The 22,319-nt window shown below is 66.6% G+C and carries 18 protein-coding genes; 11 read left to right on the forward strand and 7 right to left on the reverse strand.

The features are described 5' to 3' along the window. The first annotated feature begins 25 nt into the window (after nt 1-25). The 6 genes from pstA (at nt 26) to F792_RS0113240 (ending at nt 6,386) form a co-directional block, all read left to right on the forward strand. Nucleotides 26-1,693, forward strand: a complete 1,668-nt coding sequence (pstA, locus tag F792_RS0113215; RefSeq protein ID WP_018170006.1) for a phosphate ABC transporter permease PstA — start codon at nt 26-28, stop codon at nt 1,691-1,693. Nucleotides 1,694-1,894: 201 nt separating this feature from the next. Then, nucleotides 1,895-2,725, forward strand: a complete 831-nt coding sequence (gene pstB / locus F792_RS0113220; RefSeq protein ID WP_018170007.1) for a phosphate ABC transporter ATP-binding protein PstB — start codon at nt 1,895-1,897, stop codon at nt 2,723-2,725. A gap of 286 nt (nt 2,726-3,011) precedes the next feature. After that, nucleotides 3,012-3,734, forward strand: a complete 723-nt coding sequence (gene phoU, locus F792_RS0113225) for a phosphate signaling complex protein PhoU (RefSeq protein ID WP_018145414.1) — start codon at nt 3,012-3,014, stop codon at nt 3,732-3,734. 99 nt (nt 3,735-3,833) lie between these two features. After that, entirely contained in the window at nt 3,834-4,439 is a 606-nt protein-coding gene (locus F792_RS0113230; protein WP_026305978.1) for a DsrE family protein, read from the forward strand. A 646-nt stretch (nt 4,440-5,085) separates the two neighbouring features. Then, a complete protein-coding gene (locus tag F792_RS0113235) occupies nt 5,086-5,523 on the forward strand; it encodes a glutathione S-transferase N-terminal domain-containing protein (RefSeq protein WP_018170009.1) in 438 nt (145 codons plus the stop codon). A 29-nt stretch (nt 5,524-5,552) separates the two neighbouring features. Then, nucleotides 5,553-6,386, forward strand: coding sequence for an amidohydrolase family protein (locus tag F792_RS0113240; RefSeq protein WP_018170010.1), 834 nt, complete (start codon nt 5,553-5,555; stop codon nt 6,384-6,386). A gap of 331 nt (nt 6,387-6,717) precedes the next feature. Here F792_RS0113240 and F792_RS0113245 read toward each other — a convergent pair whose 3' ends face one another. Both F792_RS0113245 and F792_RS0113250 read right to left on the reverse strand, forming a co-directional pair. Further along, on the reverse strand, nt 6,718-8,628 hold the full coding sequence (locus tag F792_RS0113245) for a methyl-accepting chemotaxis protein (RefSeq protein ID WP_018170011.1): 1,911 nt from the start codon (nt 8,626-8,628) through the stop codon (nt 6,718-6,720). A 161-nt stretch (nt 8,629-8,789) separates the two neighbouring features. Beyond that, complete coding sequence (locus F792_RS0113250; protein ID WP_018170012.1) at nt 8,790-10,298, reverse strand: DASS family sodium-coupled anion symporter; 1,509 nt, start codon at nt 10,296-10,298, stop codon at nt 8,790-8,792. A gap of 161 nt (nt 10,299-10,459) precedes the next feature. On the opposite strand from F792_RS0113250, the gene F792_RS0113255 reads away from it, so the two are divergent. The 3 genes from F792_RS0113255 (at nt 10,460) to argF (ending at nt 13,255) form a co-directional block, all read left to right on the forward strand. Continuing rightward, a complete protein-coding gene (locus tag F792_RS0113255; RefSeq protein ID WP_018145408.1) occupies nt 10,460-11,041 on the forward strand; it encodes a superoxide dismutase in 582 nt (193 codons plus the stop codon). A 103-nt stretch (nt 11,042-11,144) separates the two neighbouring features. Beyond that, nucleotides 11,145-12,341 (forward strand): acetylornithine transaminase, encoded by a 1,197-nt coding sequence (locus F792_RS0113260; RefSeq protein ID WP_018170013.1) that lies wholly within the window; start codon nt 11,145-11,147, stop codon nt 12,339-12,341. Further along, nucleotides 12,338-13,255, forward strand: a complete 918-nt coding sequence (argF, locus tag F792_RS0113265) for an ornithine carbamoyltransferase (RefSeq protein ID WP_018145406.1) — start codon at nt 12,338-12,340, stop codon at nt 13,253-13,255. The genes F792_RS0113260 and argF overlap by 4 nt, the downstream gene beginning before the upstream one ends. A 610-nt stretch (nt 13,256-13,865) precedes the next feature. Here argF and F792_RS0113270 read toward each other — a convergent pair. Together F792_RS0113270 and msrP are read right to left on the reverse strand one after the other, a co-directional pair. Further along, nucleotides 13,866-14,510 (reverse strand): sulfite oxidase heme-binding subunit YedZ, encoded by a 645-nt coding sequence (locus F792_RS0113270; protein WP_026305979.1) that lies wholly within the window; start codon nt 14,508-14,510, stop codon nt 13,866-13,868. Between the two features lie 12 nt (nt 14,511-14,522). Beyond that, complete coding sequence (gene msrP, locus F792_RS0113275) at nt 14,523-15,497, reverse strand: protein-methionine-sulfoxide reductase catalytic subunit MsrP (RefSeq protein ID WP_018170015.1); 975 nt, start codon at nt 15,495-15,497, stop codon at nt 14,523-14,525. A 216-nt stretch (nt 15,498-15,713) separates the two neighbouring features. On the opposite strand from msrP, the gene F792_RS0113280 reads away from it, so the two are divergent. Next, the gene (locus F792_RS0113280) at nt 15,714-15,914 is read left to right on the forward strand and encodes a PA3496 family putative envelope integrity protein (protein WP_018145403.1); all 201 of its coding nucleotides are present in this window, start codon (nt 15,714-15,716) and stop codon (nt 15,912-15,914) included. A 116-nt stretch (nt 15,915-16,030) separates the two neighbouring features. On the opposite strand, the gene F792_RS0113285 is transcribed toward F792_RS0113280, so the two are convergent. The 3 genes from F792_RS0113285 to F792_RS0113295 form a co-directional block, all read right to left on the reverse strand. Next, nucleotides 16,031-17,167, reverse strand: coding sequence for a lipocalin-like domain-containing protein (locus F792_RS0113285; RefSeq protein WP_026305980.1), 1,137 nt, complete (start codon nt 17,165-17,167; stop codon nt 16,031-16,033). Nucleotides 17,168-17,277: 110 nt separating this feature from the next. Further along, nucleotides 17,278-19,836, reverse strand: a complete 2,559-nt coding sequence (locus F792_RS0113290; protein ID WP_018170017.1) for an ABC transporter permease — start codon at nt 19,834-19,836, stop codon at nt 17,278-17,280. Continuing rightward, nucleotides 19,833-20,549, reverse strand: coding sequence for an ABC transporter ATP-binding protein (locus tag F792_RS0113295; RefSeq protein WP_018170018.1), 717 nt, complete (start codon nt 20,547-20,549; stop codon nt 19,833-19,835). The genes F792_RS0113290 and F792_RS0113295 overlap by 4 nt, the downstream gene beginning before the upstream one ends. A 406-nt stretch (nt 20,550-20,955) precedes the next feature. Between F792_RS0113295 and mgtE the strand changes: the two genes are divergently transcribed. After that, nucleotides 20,956-22,314 carry a magnesium transporter gene (gene mgtE, locus F792_RS0113300; RefSeq protein WP_018145399.1) on the forward strand — a complete coding sequence of 453 codons (1,359 nt, stop codon included), beginning with the start codon at nt 20,956-20,958 and terminating at the stop codon, nt 22,312-22,314. The last annotated feature ends 5 nt before the right edge of the window (nt 22,315-22,319 follow it).

Genomic DNA, 22,319 nt, shown 5'->3' on the forward strand with positions numbered 1-22,319 from the left:
CGCATTCCAGACAGGTCTCGATCCGATGAATAAATGGTTCAAATCCGGCACCCCCTGGATCTGGCTGAATGCGGGCGCGGTGGCCACCTCGCTGGTGATGGTCTTCGGGCTGATCCTGATGATCGCGGTCAACGGCCTGTCGTTCTTCTGGCCGTCCAACGTCGCCCAGTTCGAATACCAGACGGCGCAGCAAAGCGAGCCCACCCAGGTCATGGGCGAGTTCCAGCGCTCCGAGACGATGACCGCCCAGGCCATGCGCGACGCCGGCTTCGACGTGCCCGAAGGCCAGGAGATCGTGGTACGGCACCTGGTCAAGCGCGGCAATCGTGACCTCGACTCGCGAGACTTCCGCTGGTATCTGGACGACTTCATGGGCGAGCGCGAGATGCCTCGCGATGCGGTGGTGCTGGAACGCCTGCAGTGGGGCAACTTCTACGGCTTTGTTCGCGAGTTCCGCGTGGACGGCGAGGCCGTGGCCACCGGCAACGAGGCCCGCGTGCGTTTCGAGGCGGTTATCCCCGAGACCCGCGGCCTGGTCCGCCAGATCGAACGCATCGAACGCGTGGACATCGGCGCGATCAATTTCCAGATCGAGCAGATTCGTATTGCCCTGCGCGGTATCGAGCGTGCCACCGAGCTGTCGATCGAGGAGCGCGCCGAGCGCGAGGCGGAACTGCAGGCCGAACGCGCGGAACTCGAGGAGCAGTACGCGGAGCTGGAAAACGAGCGTAACGAGCTGCGCCGCGAACTGCGCCGCTACGCCATCCTGATGGAGACCGCCGACGGCGCCGAATCCGTGATCGCACTGGCGGATGTCGTGAACGCCTGGTGGCCGAACGACATGAGCATCCCGCAGAAGCTCGGGCACTACGTGCACACCTTCTGGGAGTTCATGACCGGCTATCCGCGCGAGGCCAACACCGAAGGCGGCATCCTGCCGGCGATCTTCGGGACCGTGCTGATGGTCCTGATCATGTCGATCGTCGTAACCCCGTTCGGCGTGCTGGCCGCGATCTACCTGCGCGAGTACGCGAAGCAGGGCCCGCTGGTGCGCATCATCCGCATCTCGGTGAACAACCTCGCGGGCGTCCCCTCCATCGTATTTGGTGTATTCGGCCTCGGGTTCTTCGTCTACCTGGTCGGCGGCAACATCGACCAGATGTTCTTCCGCGATGCCCTGCCCTCGCCCACCTTCGGCTCGCCGGCGATCATCTGGGCCTCGCTCACGCTCGCGCTGTTGACCCTGCCGGTGGTAATCGTCTCCACCGAGGAAGGCCTGACCCGCATCGGCGCCAGCATCCGCCACGGCTCGCTGGCCCTGGGCGCGACCAAGGCGGAGACCCTGTGGCGCCTGATCGTGCCGCTTTCGGCGCCGGCGATGATGACCGGGTTGATCCTGGCCGTCGCGCGCGCGGCCGGCGAGGTGGCCCCGCTGATGCTGGTCGGGGTGGTCAAGCTGGCCCCCAGCCTGCCGGTGGACGGCAACTTCCCGTACCTGCACCTGGATCGCGCCTTCATGCACCTGGGCTTCCACATCTACGACGTCGGCTTTCAGAGCCCGAACGTCGAGGCCGGCCGGCCGCTGGTCTACGCGACCGCCCTGATCCTGGTGATGCTGATCATCGTGCTCAACCTGACCGCCATCTCGATCCGCAACTACCTGCGCGAGAAGTACCGCGCCGACAGTGACTGAGATACGACATGCACAACGTCTCTCGCATACATCGTCATTGCGAGGCCCCGCAGGGGCCATGGCAATCGCCTTCCGGTACCCCACACGCCGGAGGCACCCAAACCGATTGCCACGTCGGTGCGCGCCTCGCGATGACGGTGTTTTTCCGACCCCTCGCGGTGCCGGGATGCGTCGAACCCCATTCCCCATGGAGTACCCGAAATGAGTGACACCCAGACCCACGCCGTCAACGTGGCCCAGAATAACCAGGCCCCGCGCGGCCTCAGCCTCGACCGAGAGGACATCTGCCTGACCGCGGAGGGCCTCAAACTTTTCTACGGCGAGGACCAGGCGCTCAAGGGCATCGACATCCGCATCCCGAAGAACCGCATCACGGCATTCATCGGGCCTTCCGGTTGCGGCAAGTCCACGTTCCTGCGCTGTTTCAACCGCATGAACGACCTGATCGATTCCGTACGCATCGAGGGCACCATCCGCCTGGACGGCGCGGACATCAACGACAAGTCCGTGGATGTCCCCGAGTTGCGCCGCCGAGTGGGCATGGTGTTCCAGAAGCCGAACCCGTTCCCCAAGTCGATCTACGAGAACGTGGCCTACGGCCTGCGCCTGCAGGGCGTGAAGAACCGCCGCAAGCTGGACGAGGTGGTGGAGAAGTCGCTCAAGCGCGCCGCGCTGTGGGATGAGGTGAAAGACCGCCTGCACGAGAATGCCTTCGGCCTGTCCGGCGGCCAGCAGCAGCGCCTGGTCATCGCCCGCGCCATCGCAATCGACCCCGAGGTCCTGCTGCTGGACGAGCCCTGCTCCGCGCTGGACCCGCTGGCCACGCTGAAGATCGAGGAGTTGATGATCGAGCTGAAGAAGGACTACACGCTGGTCATCGTCACCCACAACATGCAGCAGGCCGCGCGCGTCTCCGACTACACCGCCTTCATGTACATGGGCGAGCTGATCGAATACGCGGATACCGACACCCTGTTCACCTCGCCTGCCAAGAAGCAGACCGAGGACTACATCACCGGCCGCTTCGGCTAGGGAGACACTGATGAATCCACACCTCCGCGTTGGTGCCCCATTTTGTGCGAGAGCAAGCGCTACAAACAGGCCGACAAGGCCCATGCCGGTACCAACACTCTGGAAATGGGGCAACAACCCCGTATGTCCTCACTTAGAGGTCGGGGCTCGGCCGCTTTTGCCCGCTGCCAGCGTTGCGGCTCCCTTGTGCAGAGTCACTGCACGGCAGTCACCGCGCCTTGTCAGCGGGCAAAACCGACTCGAGCGCGGACGCGTACATTTATCAGTGTCTCCCTAGGAAAACACCATGGACAAGAGCTTCTTCAAGCAACACATCTCGCAGCAGTTCAACGCCGAGCTGGAAGACATCATCAAGCAGGTGATGGCCATGGGCGGCCTGGTCGAGCAGCAGCTCGCCGATGCCGTCCACGCGATGGTCGAGGGCGATGCCGAACTTGCCGAAAAGGTCATGACCTCCGACTACGAGGTCAACGCCAAGGAGGTCGAGATCGACGAGGAGTGCACCCACATCCTCGCCCGGCGCCAGCCGACCGCCTCCGACCTGCGACTGGTGATCGCGGTCATCAAGACCATCACCGACCTGGAACGCATGGGCGACGAGGCCGAGCGGGTCGGCCGCATGGGCCTGCACCTGCTGGACGAGGACCGCAACAGCGCCCCGATGTCGGATATCGCCAGCATGGGCGAACATGTCCGCGAGATGACCCGCGGGGCCCTGGATGCCTTCGCCCGTATGGACGTGGAACAGGCCGTGCGCGTCGCCCAGCTCGATATCCAGATCGACAGCCTGTACGAGACTGTCACCCACAAACTGATGCGGCAGATGACCGCCGCCCCGGACTCCGTCCCGCGCCTGATGGACATCGTCTGGGCCACCCGCTCCCTGGAACGTATCGGCGACCGCGCGCGCAACATCTGCGAATACGTCGTCTATTTCGTCAAGGGCAAGGACGTGCGCCACACCAGCTACGAACAAATGGCCGAGCAGGCCACCGGGGACCGCCACTGACCCCGGCGACTCGACTCTGCCCACGCGCGGGAGCCCCAATTCGGATGCCCCCGTGCGCGGATGTTTGCTTCGTCCGGCGATCCCCGCTTGAATGGGGCCATGTGGATTACTCGCTCACGCCCTCGACCATTTCCGCTTCCCGCCTGGCTGTTCGTGGGCGGCCTCATTGCCATGCTGGCCGTGCCCAGCCTGCACGCGGGCCCCGTGACCTCCTCTGACCCGCTGCCCCCGGGCGAACCCTCCGCGGCCGTCCTCGAACTCCTGGAACGCGACAAGCTTCCCGAAGGCGTGGTCTTCGAGATCATCGAGAACTACCGCGCAGCGCTATCCGCGCTTCTTCCCGAGATTCGGGCCAGTGTCACCCGCCTGCGCGAACGCGACCCCGACTACCCGGTGGCCGTCGTCTCCCACGGTGCGGAACAATTCACCCTGACGCGTAGCGAGGCGACGCAGCACCCCAGCCTGCACGACGAGGTGGAGGCCCTGGTCCGCGACGAAGGGGTGAACGTGGCAGTCTGCGGCACCTTTGCCGACTGGCGCGGCCTGGACGCGGAGGCATTTGCCGACTTCGTCGAGGTCGCCGAGCGCGCCCCGGACCGCCTCGATGACTATCGCGAACTGGGCTTCGAAGTGATCCGCCTGCGCCCGTCGCTACTCGACGCGCCCCCGGAAGACCCTTGGGAGTTCGACTTCGGCACCCCCTGAGCTTGCCGATTCACAAAGATACCCACCACGAAGACGCAAAGACGGTCGAGAGCATGTAACCATGGAGGTCACGGCCGGACACCGAGAACGGCAGGATGGTTAACGGGATCGGAGCTTTGATGCGGGCTGAGCAGCACGGATCGGTGTGCCAATACCCTTTTCTGCTCACTCTTGCCCCACTCCACGCCGCGCCCTCTGTAATACGCCGTGGTAAGACCGCCCTTAAAACCTTCTTCGTGCCTTCATGCGCTGCGTGCAAAAAGCGCTCTAGGGAAACTCTGATCAATGAACGCGTTCGCGTTGGTACCCCAGGTTTTCCGAGACAAGGCGCGTCGTGCAACAGGTAGTGGTTCTACCTGTAAGCGGCGCAACGCAGGATCGGGGAACCTGGGGTGCCAACCCCGCAAGTTATTGAAAGCAGGGGCTCGGCCGCCCGTTGTTATCAAAAACGGGCGCGCGCACAGCGTTGCGGCTCCCTTGTGCAGAATGACTGCACGGCAGTCACCGCGCCTTGTTCGCACGCAAAAGCGACTCGAGCGCGAACGCGTTCATTGATCAGTGTTTCCCTATGGTTTGAGGGTGAAACTAACGCCGCCATCGCTCGAGATGCTGTAACGGTGTCGGGCTCCTGTGGCATCCTTTCGCCATGAGATTCCTGATTCGCACCTTCTTCCGTGGCGTCCGCCTGATTCTGACCCCGTTCATGCTGATCGGTGAGCGCGTCTCGCGCCCACGCGGCATCGAACGGGACCCGGCCGAGCAAGCCCGAATCGACGAACAGACGCAACGCCTTGCCCTGTATCACTTCCCGGCGTGCCCGTTCTGCATCAAGGCCCGCCGCGCGATGCAGCGCCTGTCGCTGGATATCGAACTGCGCAACGCCCAGGCCACCGGCCCCTGGCGCGAGGAACTGCAGAACGAGGGCGGCCGCCTGCAGGTGCCCTGCCTGCGAATCGAGGAAGAAGACGGCTCGGTGCGCTGGCTGTACGAATCCGATGCCATCATCCGCTACCTGCGCGAGCGCTTCGATCCGGCACAGACGACCGATCCGACCCCTGCGCCCAACAGTCCGCCGCGTTCCTGATGTCGAATCGGCTTCCGAAGGGTCTGTCCATGCACCATCGCCTCCACCGTTCCCTGCTCGGCGCCACGCTCGGGCTGGCCCTGCCCTTCACCGTCGCCAGCGCCGAGCCGCCGATCTTCGATGCCCACCTGCACTATCGCCCGGCGGTGGCCGAAACCTTTGGCATCAGCGACGTGGGCCGCACCCTGGCCTCCAATGACGTGCGCAGCGCCATCGTCATGTCGACCGAAGGCGGCTTGATTCGTCGCCTGCAAGCGGGCTCGGATACCCGCATCGTGCCGTTTCTGGAAGTCTCCCACCGCCTGGGCAAGAAGATGGACTGGATGCACGTCGAGGACCTGGGCGCCCGCATTGCCGACATGCTGGACGAATCCGACGTGGCCTGGCGCGGGCTGGGCGAGTTTCACATCCTGGCAGACGACCGCTTCGGACCCGGCTTCGAACAGTTGCTGGACCTGGCCGTCGCCCGCGATCTGACCATCATGATCCACGGCGACCCCGCCGTGATCGACCATGCCTACGCCACCCACCCCGAGGTCCGCATCCTCTGGGCCCACGCCGGCAGCTACGCCTACCCGCCCCTGGTGCAGGACTACCTCGAGCGCCACCCGCGCATGAACATGGACCTGTCCATGCGCAACCCGCGCATCAACCCCGGTGGTCAGATCGACGACGCCTGGTTCGAGCTGTTCCTCACCCATCCGGATCGCTTCATGATCGGCGTGGACACCTTCACCACCACGCGCTGGGAACAGTACACCCACCTGAAAGACGAGACCCGCGCCTGGCTCGACCAGCTGCCCGACAACGTCGCCCGCGCCATTGCCTTCGAAAACGGCGAACGCCTCTTTCCCGCTCAGTAAGGGCCTTTATTCACCACGAAGCCGACGAAGGCACGAAGACGGGTAAAAGGCCTGAACCACAGAGGTCACAGATAACGGCAAGGACAGTGACGAAGGATCACGATCGAACTGTGGTCTGACATCGTACGGCCATCATCCGACCTGTTCCTTCCCAGCCCTTCTCCCAGCCCTTCTCCCAGTCCTCTGTGTCCTCCGTGGTCCAATCGCCCTTGACCTGGCCCTTCTTGGTGTCTTCGTAGACTTCGTGGTGAAACAGCCCTTTTCCCCACACGCATAAAAAAGCCCGCGCTCCCCGAACAGGGAGGCGGGCTCGATACCATCAAATCGTGTATCAGACCTTGAACTGACCCACGCGCTCCTGCTGCTGGGACGCGAGCTTGGACAGCTCCTCCGAGGCATTGCGGATCTGCTCGGAGCCCGCCGCGGTCTGGTCCAGCACCTCGGTGATGTTGGCCACGTTGCGGTTGATCTCCTCGGCCACGGTGGACTGCTCCTCGGCGGCGCTGGCGATCTGCGTGTTCATGTCGCTGATGCGGGTCACCGACTGGGTGATCGCGTTGAGCGATTCGCCGGCGAGGTTCACCTGCTCGACACTCTCGTGGGCCTTGGAACGCCCATCTTCCATCGCCTGCACCGCCTCGCGCGTACCGCTCTGGACCCGCTCGATCATCTGCTGGATCTCGTGCGTCGAGTCCTGCGTCCGGCTGGCCAGGGTGCGTACCTCGTCGGCCACCACGGCGAAGCCGCGGCCCTGCTCGCCAGCGCGGGCCGCCTCGATCGCGGCATTCAGCGCCAGCAGGTTGGTCTGGTCGGCAATGTCGCCGATCACCTCGAGGACCTTGTTGATCTGCTCGGCATCCTGCGACAGCCGGGTGACCACCTCGGCCGCATTGTCGACCTGCCTGGACAGGCCGTTGATCGCGGTGACCGTCTTCTGCACCACCTGCTGTCCGGCCACGGCGTCCTGGTCCGTAGCCTGGGCGGCCGCCGCCGCATCCGCGGCATTGCGGGCGACTTCCTGCACGGTGGCGGTCATCTCGTTCATCGCGGTGGCGACCTGGTCGGTCTCCGCCTTCTGACGGCGCACCTGCTCGTTGGTCTCCTCGCTGGTCGCGGACAGCTCGTTGGACGCCGCAGCGACCTGATCGGAACCCGCCGCCACTTGCTGGATCAACACGCGAATTTTCTCGACAAAGCGGTTGAACACCACCGCCAGATCGCCCAGCTCGTTCCGGCCGGACACCTCCAGCTGGCGCGTCAGGTCACCCTCGCCACTGGCGATGTCGTCCAGACGCTCCACCGTCTGGCACAGCGGGCGCACGATGCTGCGGGTCAGGAACCAGGCCAGCAGCGCGCCCAGAACCACCGCGATCACGCCGACCATGACCACCGTGCCGGTGGCGTTGCGGGTCATGGTCACGTAGGCGCTGCGGTCCACCATCAGTTCCAGCACACCCACCGCATCGCCGGAGAAATCGCGCACCGGCCGGGCAATCACCGCCATCGGCTCGCCCTGGTAGGTCACGTTGCGCACCAGACGCTCGCCCTGGAGCACTTCGCGCATCTCGGCCGCATTGAAGGTCGCTTCGCCTTCGATGGTCCCGCCAAAGCGGTTGAACCGTCCCTCATCGCGCAGGTAGAGCGCGACCGGCGCTCCCAACTCCTCGGTGAACTGCTCGAAGAAGGGGTCGCCGAAGGACAGCCCGAACTCCACCGAACCCACGTGCTCCCCGTTGTGAGCGATCGGGACCACGCCGCGGATTCCCAAGCCGGCCACGCCCTCTTCCAGGCCCGAGATCGGGGCCCGGCGGTCGTTGGTGTCGACGACCGTCTGGCGAAAACCGGACAGGTCATCGCCATAACGATCCGGGCGATGCACGCGCAGGAAGGAGGTCGCCGGCGGCGTGTGGAACTGATACTGGCGCACGCCGTAATCGGCGCTCAGGGACTCGAAACTCGGAACGGTCAGTGCGGCCAACCGATCGCGATCCCCATTGGCCATGGCCTCCTGCACATCCGGGATGCGCGCCACGGTCTCCGCCATCGCGGTCGCGCGCGCCGACTCCTGGTCCAGCCGGTCCAGCAACTGGCCAGCCAAGTCGTTCAGCTCACGCTGCTCCGCCCTGTCCGCCATCGTACCCAGGGCATTCATCACCACGACCAGGGTCAGCACCACGGCGAGGACCACCACGCCGATGATGCCCACCATGAGCCGTACGCCAATTCGAATATTGTTGAACATGTCTGTGCGTCCTTCGGTCCGCCGGTCAGCGCCAGCTCGCAAAATAATGGGCCGTTCGCCCTCCCTAGCGGCGGCGAATCCTAGAACTTGAGCATGGAAGGCTTTTCATCCCCACAAGAACGTCGGGGACACGGCCATCACAGAACGAATCCGCGCAGCAGCTACAACAGCAGGGCCTCGGCGAAGACGTAGACCGCCAGGCTGATCAGCACCAGCGCCACCACGGAAAGCAGTGCCCCGCCCCGCACCATGTCCAGCACCTGCAGGCGGTTGCTGGCGAACACGATGGCATTCGGCGGGGTCGCCACCGGCAGCATGAAGGCCACGGAAGCGGCAAAGGCGACGGGTAGTGCCAGCATCAGTACCGGCACGTCCATGCTCAGCGCAAACGCGGTGACCAGGGGTAGCAACGTCGCGGCCGTGGCCGTATTGCTGGTTACGTGGCTCAGCGTCATGGTCAGCAACACCACCCCGGCCATGATCAGGATCAGCGGCCAGGTCTGCGCGATCACCAGGGCATCGGCCGCCAGCTCCGCCAGACCACTGGACTCGATGGCCGCCCCCAGGCTCAGGCCGCCTCCGACCAGCAGCAGAACGCCCCAGGGCAGCTCGCGGGTGTTGTCCCAGGCCAACAACCTGCGCTGCCCCATGGAACCCGAGGGGATCAGGAACAACAAGCCGGCGCCCAGGATCGCAATGCCGGCATCGGTCAGCGAGATGGGCAACCAGCCCTCCAGCAGCGGCCGTGTCAGCCAGGCGAGCGCGACCAGCACGAACACCGCCGCCACGCGCTTCTCTGCGGTCGACCAGCGCCCGACCGTGGCGCGCTGCTCGTCCAGCAGGGCGCGCAGGCCGTTCAGTTCTATCCGGTGCACCGGGAACACCCAGCGCGTCAGCAGCCACCACGCGAGGGCCAGGAGGATCGCCGCCAGCGGCAGGCCCAGGGTCATCCACTCCAGAAACCCGATCTCCATCCCGTGGCGATCCCCGAGATAGGCCGCGGTCAGGGCGTTCGGCGGCGAGCCGATAATGGTCGCCATGCCCCCGATGTTTGCGGCAAAGGCGATCCCCAGCAACAACGCCAGGGCCGGGCGCCGCGACTCCGCACTCGCCCCCGGCCCCTGTGGCGATGCACCACGTTCAATCAGGCCCAGTACCGACAGGGCGATCGGCAGCATCAGCGCCGCGGTCGCGGTATTGCTGACCCACATGGACAACCCGGCCGTGGCCAGCATGAAGGCCCCGACCAGGGCGTGCAGACGATTCCCGGAACGGGCCACGATCGCCAGCGCCATGCGCCGGTGCAAATCCCAGCGTTGCACCGCCAAGGCGATCGCAAAGCCACCCATGAACAGGAAGATGATCGGGTTCGCGTAGGGCGCGGTCGCGTTCTCCATGGAGGTGATGTCGAGGACAGGGAGGATCGCGATCGGCAGCAGCGCCGTGACCGGCAGCGGCAACGCCTCGCTGATCCACCAGGTCGCCATGAACAGCGTCAGCCCCAGCACCCACCAAGCGGCCGGATCGAACCCCGTCGGCGCTGGCACCAGCAGGAACAGCACAAAGATCGCCGGGCCCAGCATCAGGCCGATCCGGGCGCGCCAGTCCACCGTCGAGCCCTTCGCCACCGCCGCTTCGCCTTCCTGCCCCGTCTCGTCGGTATCCGCCATGCGCCTCGTCTTGTGGGAAATCCGCCGGGGTGAAAACCAACCGGCATCATCGGGAATTGCATCGCCCGGGCAACGTGACTATCGTTAACCCGTTATGCGTCGCTCCCGGTTCGGGTGCGACGCCGCCTCAGTTTCTCACGACACCGTACAAGGAGTCTTTCATGGCCTACGAACTGCCCGATCTGCCCTACGCCAAGAACGCGCTGGAGCCGCACATCTCCGCCGAGACGCTGGAATACCATCACGACAAGCACCACGCGACCTACGTGACCAAGCTGAACGGCCTGTTGCCGGGTTCCGAGTTCGAAAATGCCTCGCTGGAAGACATCATCAAGAAGGCCCCGGCCGGCGGCATCTTCAACAACGGCGCCCAGGTCTGGAACCACACCTTCTACTTCAACTGCATGGCCCCGAACGCCGGCGGCGAACCTTCCGGCAAGCTCGCGGACGCGATCAACAGCGCCTTCGGTTCGTTCGATGCCTTCAAGGAGAAGTTCAACGAATCCGCCGTCGGCAACTTCGGTTCCGGCTGGACCTGGCTGGTGCAGAACAGTGATGGCTCGGTGGAGATCGTCAACACCTCCAACGCCGCCAACCCGCTGCGCGACGGCAAGACCCCGCTGCTGACCTGCGACGTCTGGGAACACGCCTACTACATCGACTATCGCAACGCGCGCCCGAAGTACCTCGAGAACTTCTGGGCCGTGGTCAACTGGGACTTTGCTGCCCAGCAGATGAAGTAAACCCCAAAGGGTTTATATACTAGGCGCCTTTGGCCGCATGATGCGGCTGCGCCTTTCATCGAGCCGGCGGTCCTCCGCCGGCTCTTTGGTTTCGGAGAACCCAATGAACGACGCCCTGCAGAACACCTACAAGCGCCTGCCCGTCGCCTTTGAACGCGGCGAAGGCGCCTGGCTGTGGGACACCGACGGCAAGCGCTATCTGGATGCCCTGTCCGGCATTGCCGTGTGCGGTCTCGGACATGCCCACCCCAAGGTGGCCCAGGCCATCTGCGACCAGGCCAGCACGCTGGTGCATACCTCCAACCTGTACCGCATCCCGCTGCAGGAACAGCTGGCCCGGCGTCTGTGCAAGCTGGCCGGCATGGACCGCGCGTTCTTCTGCAACTCCGGAGCCGAGGCCAACGAAGCGGCGATCAAGCTCGCCCGCCTGCACGGCCGCGCCCGGGGCATCGCCGAGCCCAAGATCGTGGTGATGGAGGGCAGCTTCCACGGCCGCACCCTGGCCACGCTGTCCGCCACCGGAAACCCCAAGGTGCGGGCCGGGTTCGAACCGCTGGTCTCGGGCTTCGTGCATGTCCCGCATGGCGACTTCGATGCGGTGGAGGCCCTGGCCGAAGACCCCGACGTGGTCGCAATCCTGGTTGAGCCGGTCACCGGCGAAGGCGGGGTCCATGTCCCGCCCCCTGGCTACCTGCGGCGCCTGCGCGAGCTGGCCGACCGCAAGGACTGGCTGCTGATGCTGGACGAGATCCAGGCGGGCATCGGGCGCACCGGATACTGGTTCGCCTTCCAGCACGAGGGCATCACGCCGGACGTGGTCAGCCTGGCCAAGGGTCTCGGCAACGGCATCCCCATTGGCGCCAATCTGGTGGCCGGTGCGGCGCGCGAGCTGTTCAGTCCCGGCATGCACGGCACCACCTTCGGCGGCAATCCGCTGGTGTGCCGGGCGGCGCTGGCCGTGCTCGACGTCATGCAGGACGAGGCCCTGTGCGAACAGGCCGCCCGCCAGGGCGAATTCCTGCTGGGTCGCCTGCGCGACCGCCTGAGCGATCACCCGGGCGTCGTCGCCGTGCGCGGCCGCGGCCTGATGATCGGCATCGAGCTGGACCGCCCGGCGGGCGAGCTGGTGATGGCCGCCCTGGAACGCGGCCTGATCCTGAACGTGACGGCGGACCGCGTGATCCGCCTGCTGCCGCCGCTCATCATCGACGACGACCAGGTGGAACAGATCGCCGCCACCGTAGCCGACCTGGTGGATGCCTTCCTGTCATCGTCTGTCCCCAAGGAGGTCTCTGCATGAACCCTCGCCATTACCTCTCGTTCCTCGATCTCTCCGGGGATGAAACCCGTGCCCTGCTGCAACGGGCGATCGAGCTCAAGCAGCAGCTGAAGTCGGGCGGGCACCACGACGACCTGCTGCGCGGCAAGACGCTCGGCATGATCTTCGAGAAGTCCTCCACCCGCACCCGGGTGTCGTTCGAGGTGGGCATGCAGCAGCTGGGCGGCAACGCCCTGTTCCTGTCCCCGCGCGACACCCAGCTGGGCCGCGGCGAACCGATCGAAGACACCGCCCGCGTACTCTCGCGCATGGTCGACTGCGTGATGATCCGCACCTACGAGCACGAGAAGATCGAACTGTTCGCCAAGCACTCCTCGGTCCCGGTGATCAACGGCCTGACCGATCTGGAGCACCCGGCGCAGCTGCTCGCCGACCTGCAGACCTACGTCGAGCACCGCGGCGACATCCGTGGCAAGCGCGTGGCCTGGATCGGCGACGGCAACAACATGTGCCACAGCTACATGTACGCCGCCCGCCAGCTGGATTTCCAGCTGGTCGCCGCCTGCCCGGAAGGCTACGACCCGGAGCCCAGCGTGGTCGAAACCACGCAGGAACACTTCGAGCTGACGCGCGACGCCCGTGCCGCGGCCGAGGGTGCGGATCTGGTCGTCACCGATGTCTGGGCGAGCATGGGCCAGGAGCAGGAAAAGAGCGCGCGGCGCCGGGCCTTCTCCGGCTTCTTCGTCGATGCCGACCTGATGCGGCTCGCCAACGACGACGCCCTGTTCATGCACTGCCTGCCGGCCCACCGGGAGGAAGAGGTCTCCACGGATGTCCTGGAAGGCCCGCAAAGCGTCGTCTGGGACGAGGCCGAGAACCGCCTGCACGCCCAGAAGGCCCTGCTCGAATTCCTGATCACCCTCAACGCCAGCTAGCGTCCTTCGCGCCCCCCTTTTATCCACTACGAAGCACACGAAGAAGGGCAAGGGCGGTTGACGACGAAAGGCACAGAGGAAACAGAGCAGGTCCAGGGTGGAAAAATCGCCTGATTAGCGACGAGAGTCAGCCAGTCACGGGGATCATCCGGGGACGTAAATGGCCCGTCGCAGGTCGCTTAAATCCGGACGTTTTGGGAATGTCACCCTCCCCGGCCCTGGCCCCTGCACTGTCATCCCGGCCGGAGCGAAGCGAAGAGCCAGGATCTCCCCCGTCGGGGCAACCCCAGCCGCTGCGATCCCGGATAACCGCTACGCGGTTTCCGGGATGACGAAGCAGGCGGCGCGGGGAGTCCTGGAGCGCGTACCGCTGCGCTCCAGGGCCACCTTCGGCCGACGGGTGCGGTACACACCCGGGCCCGCACGGTTCCTGGGCCAGGCTGACCCATGTGGCGAATCAGGAAAAATCGAGAAGTAGTGGGATGCGGCCTCCGGGCGCCAAGCCTGTTGTCCGCATCCCATCAGCTTTCCTGCCCTTCTCTGTGAACTCTGTGGTTCCAGGCTATTGGCCTCCTTCGTGGGCTTCATGGTTGGCGTAACGGCGTCGGGATCACGCGCTAACGCGGCGGGCATGGAAGCGGCGGCGGGATTGCCAGCGGTAGAGCACGCGCCAGCCGAGCAGGAAGGCGAGGATGGCCGCGTACAGTGCGACCTCCGCGTAGTCGGCGCGTGCCAGCCACAGGAAGTGCAGCACCGCCAGCACCCCGGCCAGATACACCCCGCGGTGCAGCCAGACCCATTTCTTCTTGAGCCAGCGCTGGGCGCCGTCGGTGGAGGTCAGCGTCAACGCCAGCAGGATCACCCAGGCGGCGAAGCCGACCATCACGAACGGGCGCTCAGTCAGGTCGTAGAGCACCAGTTCCCAGTCAAAGAACAGATCCACCCCCAGCCAGATCAGGGCGTGGGCGGTCACGTAAGCGAACGCCACCAGCCCCAGCATTCGCCGCAGCCGCACAATCCACGCCAGCCCCGTCATCTGCCGCAGCGGTGTGACCGCCAGCGCGATCAGCAGCGCAATCATCGCGTGGGTGCCGGAGAGTTCCAGCAGCTTCTCGATCGGATTCACGCCCAGCCCGTCGAACCAGCCCAGCGTACGCAAACCAATCCAGGCCGCCGGGACCAGCGAGGCCAGCAGCACCGCCCACCAGACGCCACGCGGTGGCCGGGCGCGCGCCCGGCGCGTTGAGGACGTCATGCCGTCACCGCGTCAGATGTACCGCGTCAGGTCCATCCCCTCGTACAGCGAGGCGACTTCATCGGCATAGCCGTTGAACATCTCCGTGCGCCGGCGGCGGAACTCGCCGATCCGGCGCTCGGTGCGCTGTGACCAGCGCGGATGGTCCACGTCCGGATTCACGTTGCTGTAGAAACCGTACTCGTCGGACTGCGCCTGATTCCACAGGGTCGGCGGCTGGTCCTCGACAAAACGGATGTGCTGGATCGACTTGATGCTCTTGAAGCCATACTTCCACGGCACCACCACGCGGATCGGCGCCCCGTTCTGATTCGGCAACACCTCGTCGTACAACCCCACGGCCAGAATCGTCAGCGGATGCATCGCCTCGTCCAGGCGCAGCCCCTCGGTATAGGGCCACTCGAGCCCGCCACTACTGCCGCGGCGGCGGCGCTGGCCGCGCAGGTTGTCCGGATCGTAGATGCTCTCGAAGGCAACATAGCGGGCACCGCCGCGCGGCTGCGCCTTCTCGATGATGCGATTCAGCTCGAAGCCGATCCACGGGATCACCATGGACCAGCCCTCGACACAGCGCATGCGATAGATCCGCTCCTCCAGTGACCAGGGGCTGATGAAGTCCTCGACCGCATACTCGCCGGGGTTCTCGCACAGCCCGTCCACGGTGATGGTCCAGGGGTCGGTCTTCAGCTGGTCGGCGTAGGTCTTGGGGTCACTCTTGCCCGGCCCCATCTCGAAGAAATTGTTGTAGCTGGTGATCTCGTCATACGCGGTCTTCGACTCGTCCGTGGAGTAGTCGCTGCCCTCGAACTCGAGCGGGTAGCCGCGCAGCGCGGCCGAGGCCGGCAACGCCATGCCCAGTCCCCCCAGGGCAAGACCCGCGCCCAACCCGACCCCGGCACGCAGGAACTCGCGCCGCCGCGCATAGACCTCCGGCGGGGTGATCTCGCTATGGGAACACTCGGAACGACGTCGGGTGCGGATCAGCATGGCCTGCCCTCGCGACTGGTTGGGATGACAGTGAGAAGCGCTGTCACTCGTGCACGATGGACCAGAAGCAGCGTCCCGAGTTCGGCGTGCCATGCCCATAAGACAATCCGCCGAACAATAAGAATTTTCTGCTTGCGCAGCGCCGGGAACGATATATAAGGCTTTTCTGATACCGCAGTCCGGGGTGGCCCGGCCGGCTTGTCAGGAGACCCGACAATGGATCCGACGATCGACGACGTGGCCGATGGTGCCGACGAAATCGCCAGCCTGTTCGACAACCAGCTCGTCAATGACCGCGGCCCGGCACGCCACGCCGCTCGCCGCGCCCTGGAACGCCTGATGGAAGAACGCGCCCTGCGCGCCCACCTCGAGGACGACTTCGACCTGGCCCCCGCCCACGAAGCCCTGGAGTGGTAACCCCCGGGGTGGCGCGCACCGCCACCCCATTTTCCAAACGCCCCACATCATCGATGCAATGAGCGAAGCGAATCGCATCAACGCCCGGGGGCAGAGCTACCCCCAAGCCAAGGCCTTCACCCGTCCTCATACCCCGTCAACTCCACGAAGCCCCGGCCGACCGGCTCGCCATCCGCGTCGAGGATATCCACGGCCCCTTCCCAATAGCGGACCACCGTGTCCATCTCCTGCTCGTCGCGCACCGCGACCACGGTCCACTCGCGCGCCGGCCCGCCATCCGGAGGCTCGATGCGCATCGACCATTCCACCGGATAGCGATTGCCGGACGGCTGGGTGGCGTAGCGGGTGGGTTCGAGTTGCATATACTCTGGCTCCAGTAGGGCGTCCTCGGCATCCACCGGCATCCAGCGACCTTTCGATAACTCGTGCGGCGTCCCATCGGGGCGGCGCAACTGGTAATACATCACGTCCAGCCCGTCATCCAGCTGCAGCGCAAACCAGTCCCAGCCCGCCTGATCCTCGGCCAGCGCACTGGTGCTCCATTCGCGATCCATCCACGCCTGCCCGGTCACGTCCAGCGTTGCCCCCGAGGCACGGCGCACCTCGCCGGCCACCGCGATACGCGGCATCGAGTAGTAATACGAGGCATCGCCCGGCTCCGGCCCCTTCTGGCTCAGGCCGGCCTCGCCCTGCAACACCGGCTCGCGCGCAGGCTCCAGTTCCAGGGACAGCACGTAGTCCTCGACCGTGAAGCGCAGCGTCCAGCGCGCCCCCTCCAGCCCGGCCAGTTCCCAATCTTCGGCCCAGACACGCCCTACCGGCTCGGTCGCCCCGGCCAGCCCGCCGCCATCGCGCACGAACCGCTCCTCGGATGCGTAAAACCCCGCGTAACGGTCCAGCACCGCGGTATGCACCATCCACAGATCGGGGCTGGCCCAGGCCGACTCGTGCCAGACCGGATCCCCGGCGAGCCCAGGCGCCAGCCCCACGCGGAAGAACGTCACGTGAAAACCGAACCGCTCGCCTTCGGGCCCGTCCAGATTCCCCGTCAGATACCACCACTCGTTGCGAAACCCCGGATGCGGCCCATGATCGCGCGGAAACTCGAACGCCCGCGGCGCATCGGCGCGGCGAAAGCCCGTGGTGTCCTCACCCCCGAGGGCCTCGCTCACCCGCAGCCCGGTCACCCCCGAATCGTCCGCCTCCGGCGGCTCCACACCCCCGCATGCGGCCAGTAACCCCACCAACAACATGACCAGAAGCCCCTGTAGGAGCGGGCTTGCCCGCGAAGCCCCCGCCCGCGCTGGATTCTGCCGCGAGCCATTCGCTGGCAAGCCCGCTCCTACAAAATCAAACCACCGCATTACGGCACCTCCCTAAGCGCCGGCACCAGCCGCATCCGCGCCATCCGCCAGGCGGGGATCACCGACGCCAGCAATGCAGCCCCCACGCCCAGCAGTACGGTCTCCCCGACCTCGACCCAGGGCAGGCGCAGGTCCATCCCCCAGCCAAAGGCCTCGCGGTTGATCACCTCGATCAGCAACCAGCCCATCCCCAGCCCGAGCGGGATCGCCGCCAGGGCGGCGAATACCCCGAGCACCCCGCCCTGCAGCACCACCAGCCCGCGCACGCCGCCGGGCAACAGGCCGAGGCTGCGCAGCGTGGCGAACTCGCGCGCCCGTTCCATCTGCAACGCAATCAACGCCCCCAGGATCGCGATGAACGCGACCACCAGCGTGATCACCCGCAACAGATGCGTGATCGCAAAGGTCCGATCGAAGATCGCCATCGACTCCTGCTCGATATCCCCCGGCCGCGTCACCAGCGCCGCGTGGTCCTGCGCCGCCAGCCACGCCTTCAGGTGCTCCACCGCCTGCTCGGCGTCGGCACCATCCGGCAGGCGCAGCCCGAACGAGCCCACCCCGTCCGCGGGCACGCCCCCGCGCGCGAACGCCGCCTGCGTCATCAGCACCGTGCCCTGCGGGTTCCCGTAGTCGCGATAGATCCCGAGGATCTCGAATGCCCGCCGCCCACCAGACGCGGCCAGCGAAAGCCGATCGCCCACGCCAACATCGTGATGCGCGGCAAACGGCTCGGTCACCAGCACGGCATCGTCCGCAGCCAGCCGTGCCCCCAGCGCCTCGCGGGGCACGGCCGCCTCCAGCAGCGGCAGGTAGTCCAGCCAGTCGGCATGCGGACGCACCACGTACAGGTCCACCAGCCCCCGGTCACTGACGACCTCCTGGCTGGTGCCGGAACTGACCGACACAGCACCCGACCGGGCCACCAGCTCGGCCGTCCAGTCCTCCGGCAGGCGCGCCCCACCGCGCGCCGAGGCCGGGGCCGCCGGCACCACGTACAGGTCCGAGGTCAGTGCCTGCCCCAGCCACTGCTCCACGCTGCCGCGAAAGCTCCCCACCATCACCGCCACGCCGATGGCCGCCGCCAGCGCCAGGGTCAGCGCCGAGGTGGCGGGCGCGCTGCGCGACAGGCTGCGCTCCAGGCTGCGGACCGCAATGCGCGGCAGGGCCGCCCCGCGCACCAGCACCGCCAGGCCGCGCAGCGTCCCCGCCAGCACCCAGGGCAGCAGCAACACGAACCCCGCAATCAGCAGGAACAGTGCGACAAACCCGCCCACCAGCGCCCCGGCACCGGTCACGATCAACCCGACGCCCGCCAGCAACAAAACGATAGACGCCAGCGCCAGCCACGCGGCCCAGCCACGGGCACGCCTTTCCAGCCCTCCGCGCCCGGTGCCGGCCGGGCTGGCCACCCGCGCCGCCTCCCAGGCCGGGGCCAGTGCGGCCGCCAGCGACAGCCCCACGCCCAGCAGCAGCACCGCGGCCAGCGCCAATGGCCGCGGCGTGACCCCGGTCACCGCCACCGCAAAGAAGTGGTCCGTCACCGTCTGCGCGACCTGCGCGACCAGCACCTGCGCCAGGGCCACCCCCAGCAGCGCGCCCAGCAGCGTGCCGATCACGCCGACCAGCAGGGCCTCCAGCAGCACCACGCCGAAGATCGCCCGGCGCCCGACACCAACCAGGCGCAGGCTGGCAATCACCTCGCGCCGGCGCAGTACCGCAAAGGTCTGCGTGTTGTAGATCAGAAACGCCGCGATCAACAGCGCCAGCAGGCTCATCGCGGTGAGGTTGATGCGGAACGCCTGCGCCAGCTGGCGCGCGGCCTGGCCCCGGCTCTCGACCGCCACCAGCTCCAGTTCCGCGGGCAATACGTCGGCCAGGGCCCCGACCTCGTGATCGGCCAGCCGCACGTCGATCCGGTCCAGCCGCCCCAGCCGGTCGAGCAATACCTGCGCCGTGGCGATATCCGTCACCCAGAGCGCGGCGCCCGCATCCTCAGACGCGCCATCCCCATCATCATCACTCGGGTCCTCGTCCCGTTCGGCGGCACGGTCGATCAGCGTGACCTCGCGCTCGCCCCCGGCCGCCTCCAGCGCCAATCGAGCCCCATGCGCCTCCCCGCTCGCCCGGAACCAGCCCGCAGGCGGCAGGATGGTCCCCGGCTCGGTCACCAGGCGCTGCACCGGGGCATCGCCGATATCCGAGGCCGCCCCGCGAAACGGCCCCTCGGCCAGCGGATCGACGCCCAGCACGTAGATGGTCGTCCCATCCGGCAGTCGCGCCGGGCCCTCCACGATCGGGGCCGTATCCCGCCACCCGGCCATGCGCAGCTCGCGGTAAAAGGCCTCGTCGAAGCCGCTCGCCGGCCCCAGCACCTGATGCGTAGCGGCCCCGGCCACCTCGTCCATCGAACGGTCGAAGGCCCGTTGGGCGGACTGGTTCGCCAGATCCACCGCCAGCACCACCGCCACGCCGATGATCACACCGACCAGCGTCAGCACCCGCTGCAGCGGCCGCCGACGCCAGTCGCGCAGCCACGCACGCAGAACGAGAGCGCTCACGCCGGCAACCCCTCCGCCGATTCCGGAGGTTGAAGGACCCCGTCGCGCATCGTCAGCACCCGATCCAGCCGCCCCGCCAGTTCATTGCTGTGGGTCACCAGCAACAACGAACAACCGGTCGCCCGTACTTGCTCCAGCAGCAGCCCGAACACCGTCTCGCCGGTGCGCGAGTCGAGATTGCCGGTCGGCTCGTCGGCGAGGATCAGCGCCGGCTCGTGCACCAGCGCCCGCGCGATCGCGACCCGTTGCTGCTCGCCGCCCGACAGCGCCTCCGGATACCGCTCACCCTTGTCCCCCAGCCCGACCGCTGTCAGCTGGCGTCCGGCGCGCTCGCGGCGGGCGGCCGCATCGGCCTGCGTTGCCAGCTCCAGCGGCAGCATCACGTTCTCCAGCACCGTCAGCGTCGGAATCAGATGGAACGACTGGAACACGATCCCCACGCGGGCCCGGCGCAGCCGCGTGCGTGCCGCCTCGTCCAGCCCCGCGAGCGCCTCGCCCGCCAGATGCACCTCGCCGCGATCCGCCGCCTCCAGCCCGGCCGCCAGATGCAGCAGGGTGGACTTGCCACTCCCGCTCTCGCCCACAATCGCCACGCGCTCGCCGGGCGCCAGCTCGAAGTCCACACCGTGCAGCACCTCGCCCTCGCCGGGGTAGGCAAACGCCGCGCCGATCAGCCGCAGGACCGGCCCCGAAAACGCTGATGACTCAGCCATACAATCCGCCTTTTGTTGTCCGTTCCAGCCGGGGTGTCGCGCCGTCCCGGGAGACACCCGGCCCCGACTCCACATGACCATGAAGAGTAGATGAATGTTTCAAAATGCCACACAAGCGGTTGATTGAGGCCCGGCATCCGTTAGAATAAGCGGCATCTCCACACACGGGAACGCGCCTTGACACGCCGATCAAGCAGCCGATCACGCAGCCGATCTATCTGCGCCTAGCGGCAAGCGTCCGTTCCCTAACCGGTCGCTTCCCGTCAGGCCTCTTTGATCAAAGAGCCGGGAACGGCCGGGCCCCACCCGACCCGAACCTGCACCATTCACCGCATTCGTGCGGCGCCGCGATGGCCTGTGCCCGTGCACAGTCCGCGCGCTGCCCCGATGCCGCCGGGAGAAGGGCATGGAGCTTCACCTCGAGCAGTCCATCATCGAGCTGAAGGAGCTGTTGCGTCTGGACGACCGCGACGGGCTCCACGAACTGCTCGACTACATGCGCGTGCAGGATATCGCCCACGCGCTGATGGAGCTGGGCGAGGAAGACCTCATCGCCGTCTTCAACCTGCTGCCCCCCGGGCGCAAGGCGGACGTCTTCGCCTACCTCGACACCGGGCACCAGATCCGCCTGCTGGAGGCCTCGCCGCGCGAGGACGCCCGCTTCATCCTCTCCGAGATGGAGGCGGACGACCTCACCGCCCTGCTGCAGACCCTGGACCCGGACACCCTGCGCGGCTACCTGCGCCTGCTGCCGTTTCGCGCGATCCGCCGCGCACTCAAGCAGCTCAACTACCCGGAGGACTCGGTCGGCCGCGTGATGTCGCCGGACGTGGTCGCGGTGGACCCGGACTGGACACTCAAGCGCGCCCTGGCCTTCATCCGCCGCAACGCGGACGAGCACTCCAACAACGTGATCTTCGTGGTCGATCAGGACCGCGTGCTGCTGGCCGCCATACCCATCCGCCACTTCCTGCGCGCCAGCGCCGAAAGCCCGGTACGCGAACTGCTGGGCGAAGCCGACCCGATCACCATCGCGGTCTCCGAACACGCGGTGGAGGCCGCCCGCCGCATCCAGCACTACGACCTGGAGAGCCTGCCGGTGGTCGGCGAGATCGGCGAGCTGCTGGGCGTGGTCACGGTCGACGACGTGATGGACCTGATCGAGGCCGAGTCCACCGAGGACTTCCACAAGCTGGGCTCGGTGGGCACCCTGCCGCTGTCCCCGCAGGAGGCCAGCCCGTTCCTGCTCTATCGCAAGCGCATCGGCTGGCTGCTCGGTCTGGTCGCCTTCAACACCATCGGCGCGCTGATGATCTCCCAGTACGAGGACATCATCGAGGCGGTGGTGGTGCTGGTGTTCTTCCTGCCGCTGCTGATCGCCTCCGGCGGTAACGCGGGCGCGCAGAGCTCCACGCTGATGGTGCGCGCCATGGCCACCGGCGAGGTCACGGCGCGCGACTGGCTCCGGCTTTGGGCCAAGGAGATGGGCGTGTCCCTGACCCTCGGGCTCAGCATGGGTGTCGCGGTATCGCTGGTCGGGCTTTGGCGTGGCGGGCCGGAGATCGCGCTGCTGGTCGCGCTGTCGATGACCATCATCGTCACCGTGGCCAGCATCCTCGGCATGCTGCTGCCGGTGGTCCTGAACAAGTTCCGCCTCGATCCGGCGACCGCCAGCGTACCGCTAGTCACCTCGCTCGCCGACATCGGCGGTATCCTCATCTACTTCACGCTGGCCACCGCCCTGCTCGGCCTGGCAATCCCATAGGACCT

Origin of the sequence: Thioalkalivibrio sp. ALMg9, from assembly GCF_000380625.1 — a bacterium.
In the GTDB taxonomy this organism is placed as follows: domain Bacteria; phylum Pseudomonadota; class Gammaproteobacteria; order Ectothiorhodospirales; family Ectothiorhodospiraceae; genus Thioalkalivibrio; species Thioalkalivibrio versutus.

What these genes read in the sequence shown, in the direction of transcription:
- pstA (WP_018170006.1), top strand. Translation starts at nt 26, where the DNA reads ATGAATAAATGGTTCAAATCCGGCACCCCCTGGATCTGGCTGAATGCG.
- pstB (WP_018170007.1), top strand. Translation starts at nt 1,895, where the DNA reads ATGAGTGACACCCAGACCCACGCCGTCAACGTGGCCCAGAATAACCAG.
- phoU (WP_018145414.1), top strand. Translation starts at nt 3,012, where the DNA reads ATGGACAAGAGCTTCTTCAAGCAACACATCTCGCAGCAGTTCAACGCC.
- F792_RS0113230 (WP_026305978.1), top strand. Translation starts at nt 3,834, where the DNA reads ATGTGGATTACTCGCTCACGCCCTCGACCATTTCCGCTTCCCGCCTGG.
- F792_RS0113235 (WP_018170009.1), top strand. Translation starts at nt 5,086, where the DNA reads ATGAGATTCCTGATTCGCACCTTCTTCCGTGGCGTCCGCCTGATTCTG.
- F792_RS0113240 (WP_018170010.1), top strand. Translation starts at nt 5,553, where the DNA reads ATGCACCATCGCCTCCACCGTTCCCTGCTCGGCGCCACGCTCGGGCTG.
- F792_RS0113245 (WP_018170011.1), bottom strand. Translation starts at nt 8,628, where the DNA reads ATGTTCAACAATATTCGAATTGGCGTACGGCTCATGGTGGGCATCATC.
- F792_RS0113250 (WP_018170012.1), bottom strand. Translation starts at nt 10,298, where the DNA reads ATGGCGGATACCGACGAGACGGGGCAGGAAGGCGAAGCGGCGGTGGCG.
- F792_RS0113255 (WP_018145408.1), top strand. Translation starts at nt 10,460, where the DNA reads ATGGCCTACGAACTGCCCGATCTGCCCTACGCCAAGAACGCGCTGGAG.
- F792_RS0113260 (WP_018170013.1), top strand. Translation starts at nt 11,145, where the DNA reads ATGAACGACGCCCTGCAGAACACCTACAAGCGCCTGCCCGTCGCCTTT.
- argF (WP_018145406.1), top strand. Translation starts at nt 12,338, where the DNA reads ATGAACCCTCGCCATTACCTCTCGTTCCTCGATCTCTCCGGGGATGAA.
- F792_RS0113270 (WP_026305979.1), bottom strand. Translation starts at nt 14,510, where the DNA reads ATGACGTCCTCAACGCGCCGGGCGCGCGCCCGGCCACCGCGTGGCGTC.
- msrP (WP_018170015.1), bottom strand. Translation starts at nt 15,497, where the DNA reads ATGCTGATCCGCACCCGACGTCGTTCCGAGTGTTCCCATAGCGAGATC.
- F792_RS0113280 (WP_018145403.1), top strand. Translation starts at nt 15,714, where the DNA reads ATGGATCCGACGATCGACGACGTGGCCGATGGTGCCGACGAAATCGCC.
- F792_RS0113285 (WP_026305980.1), bottom strand. Translation starts at nt 17,167, where the DNA reads ATGTTGTTGGTGGGGTTACTGGCCGCATGCGGGGGTGTGGAGCCGCCG.
- F792_RS0113295 (WP_018170018.1), bottom strand. Translation starts at nt 20,549, where the DNA reads ATGGCTGAGTCATCAGCGTTTTCGGGGCCGGTCCTGCGGCTGATCGGC.
- mgtE (WP_018145399.1), top strand. Translation starts at nt 20,956, where the DNA reads ATGGAGCTTCACCTCGAGCAGTCCATCATCGAGCTGAAGGAGCTGTTG.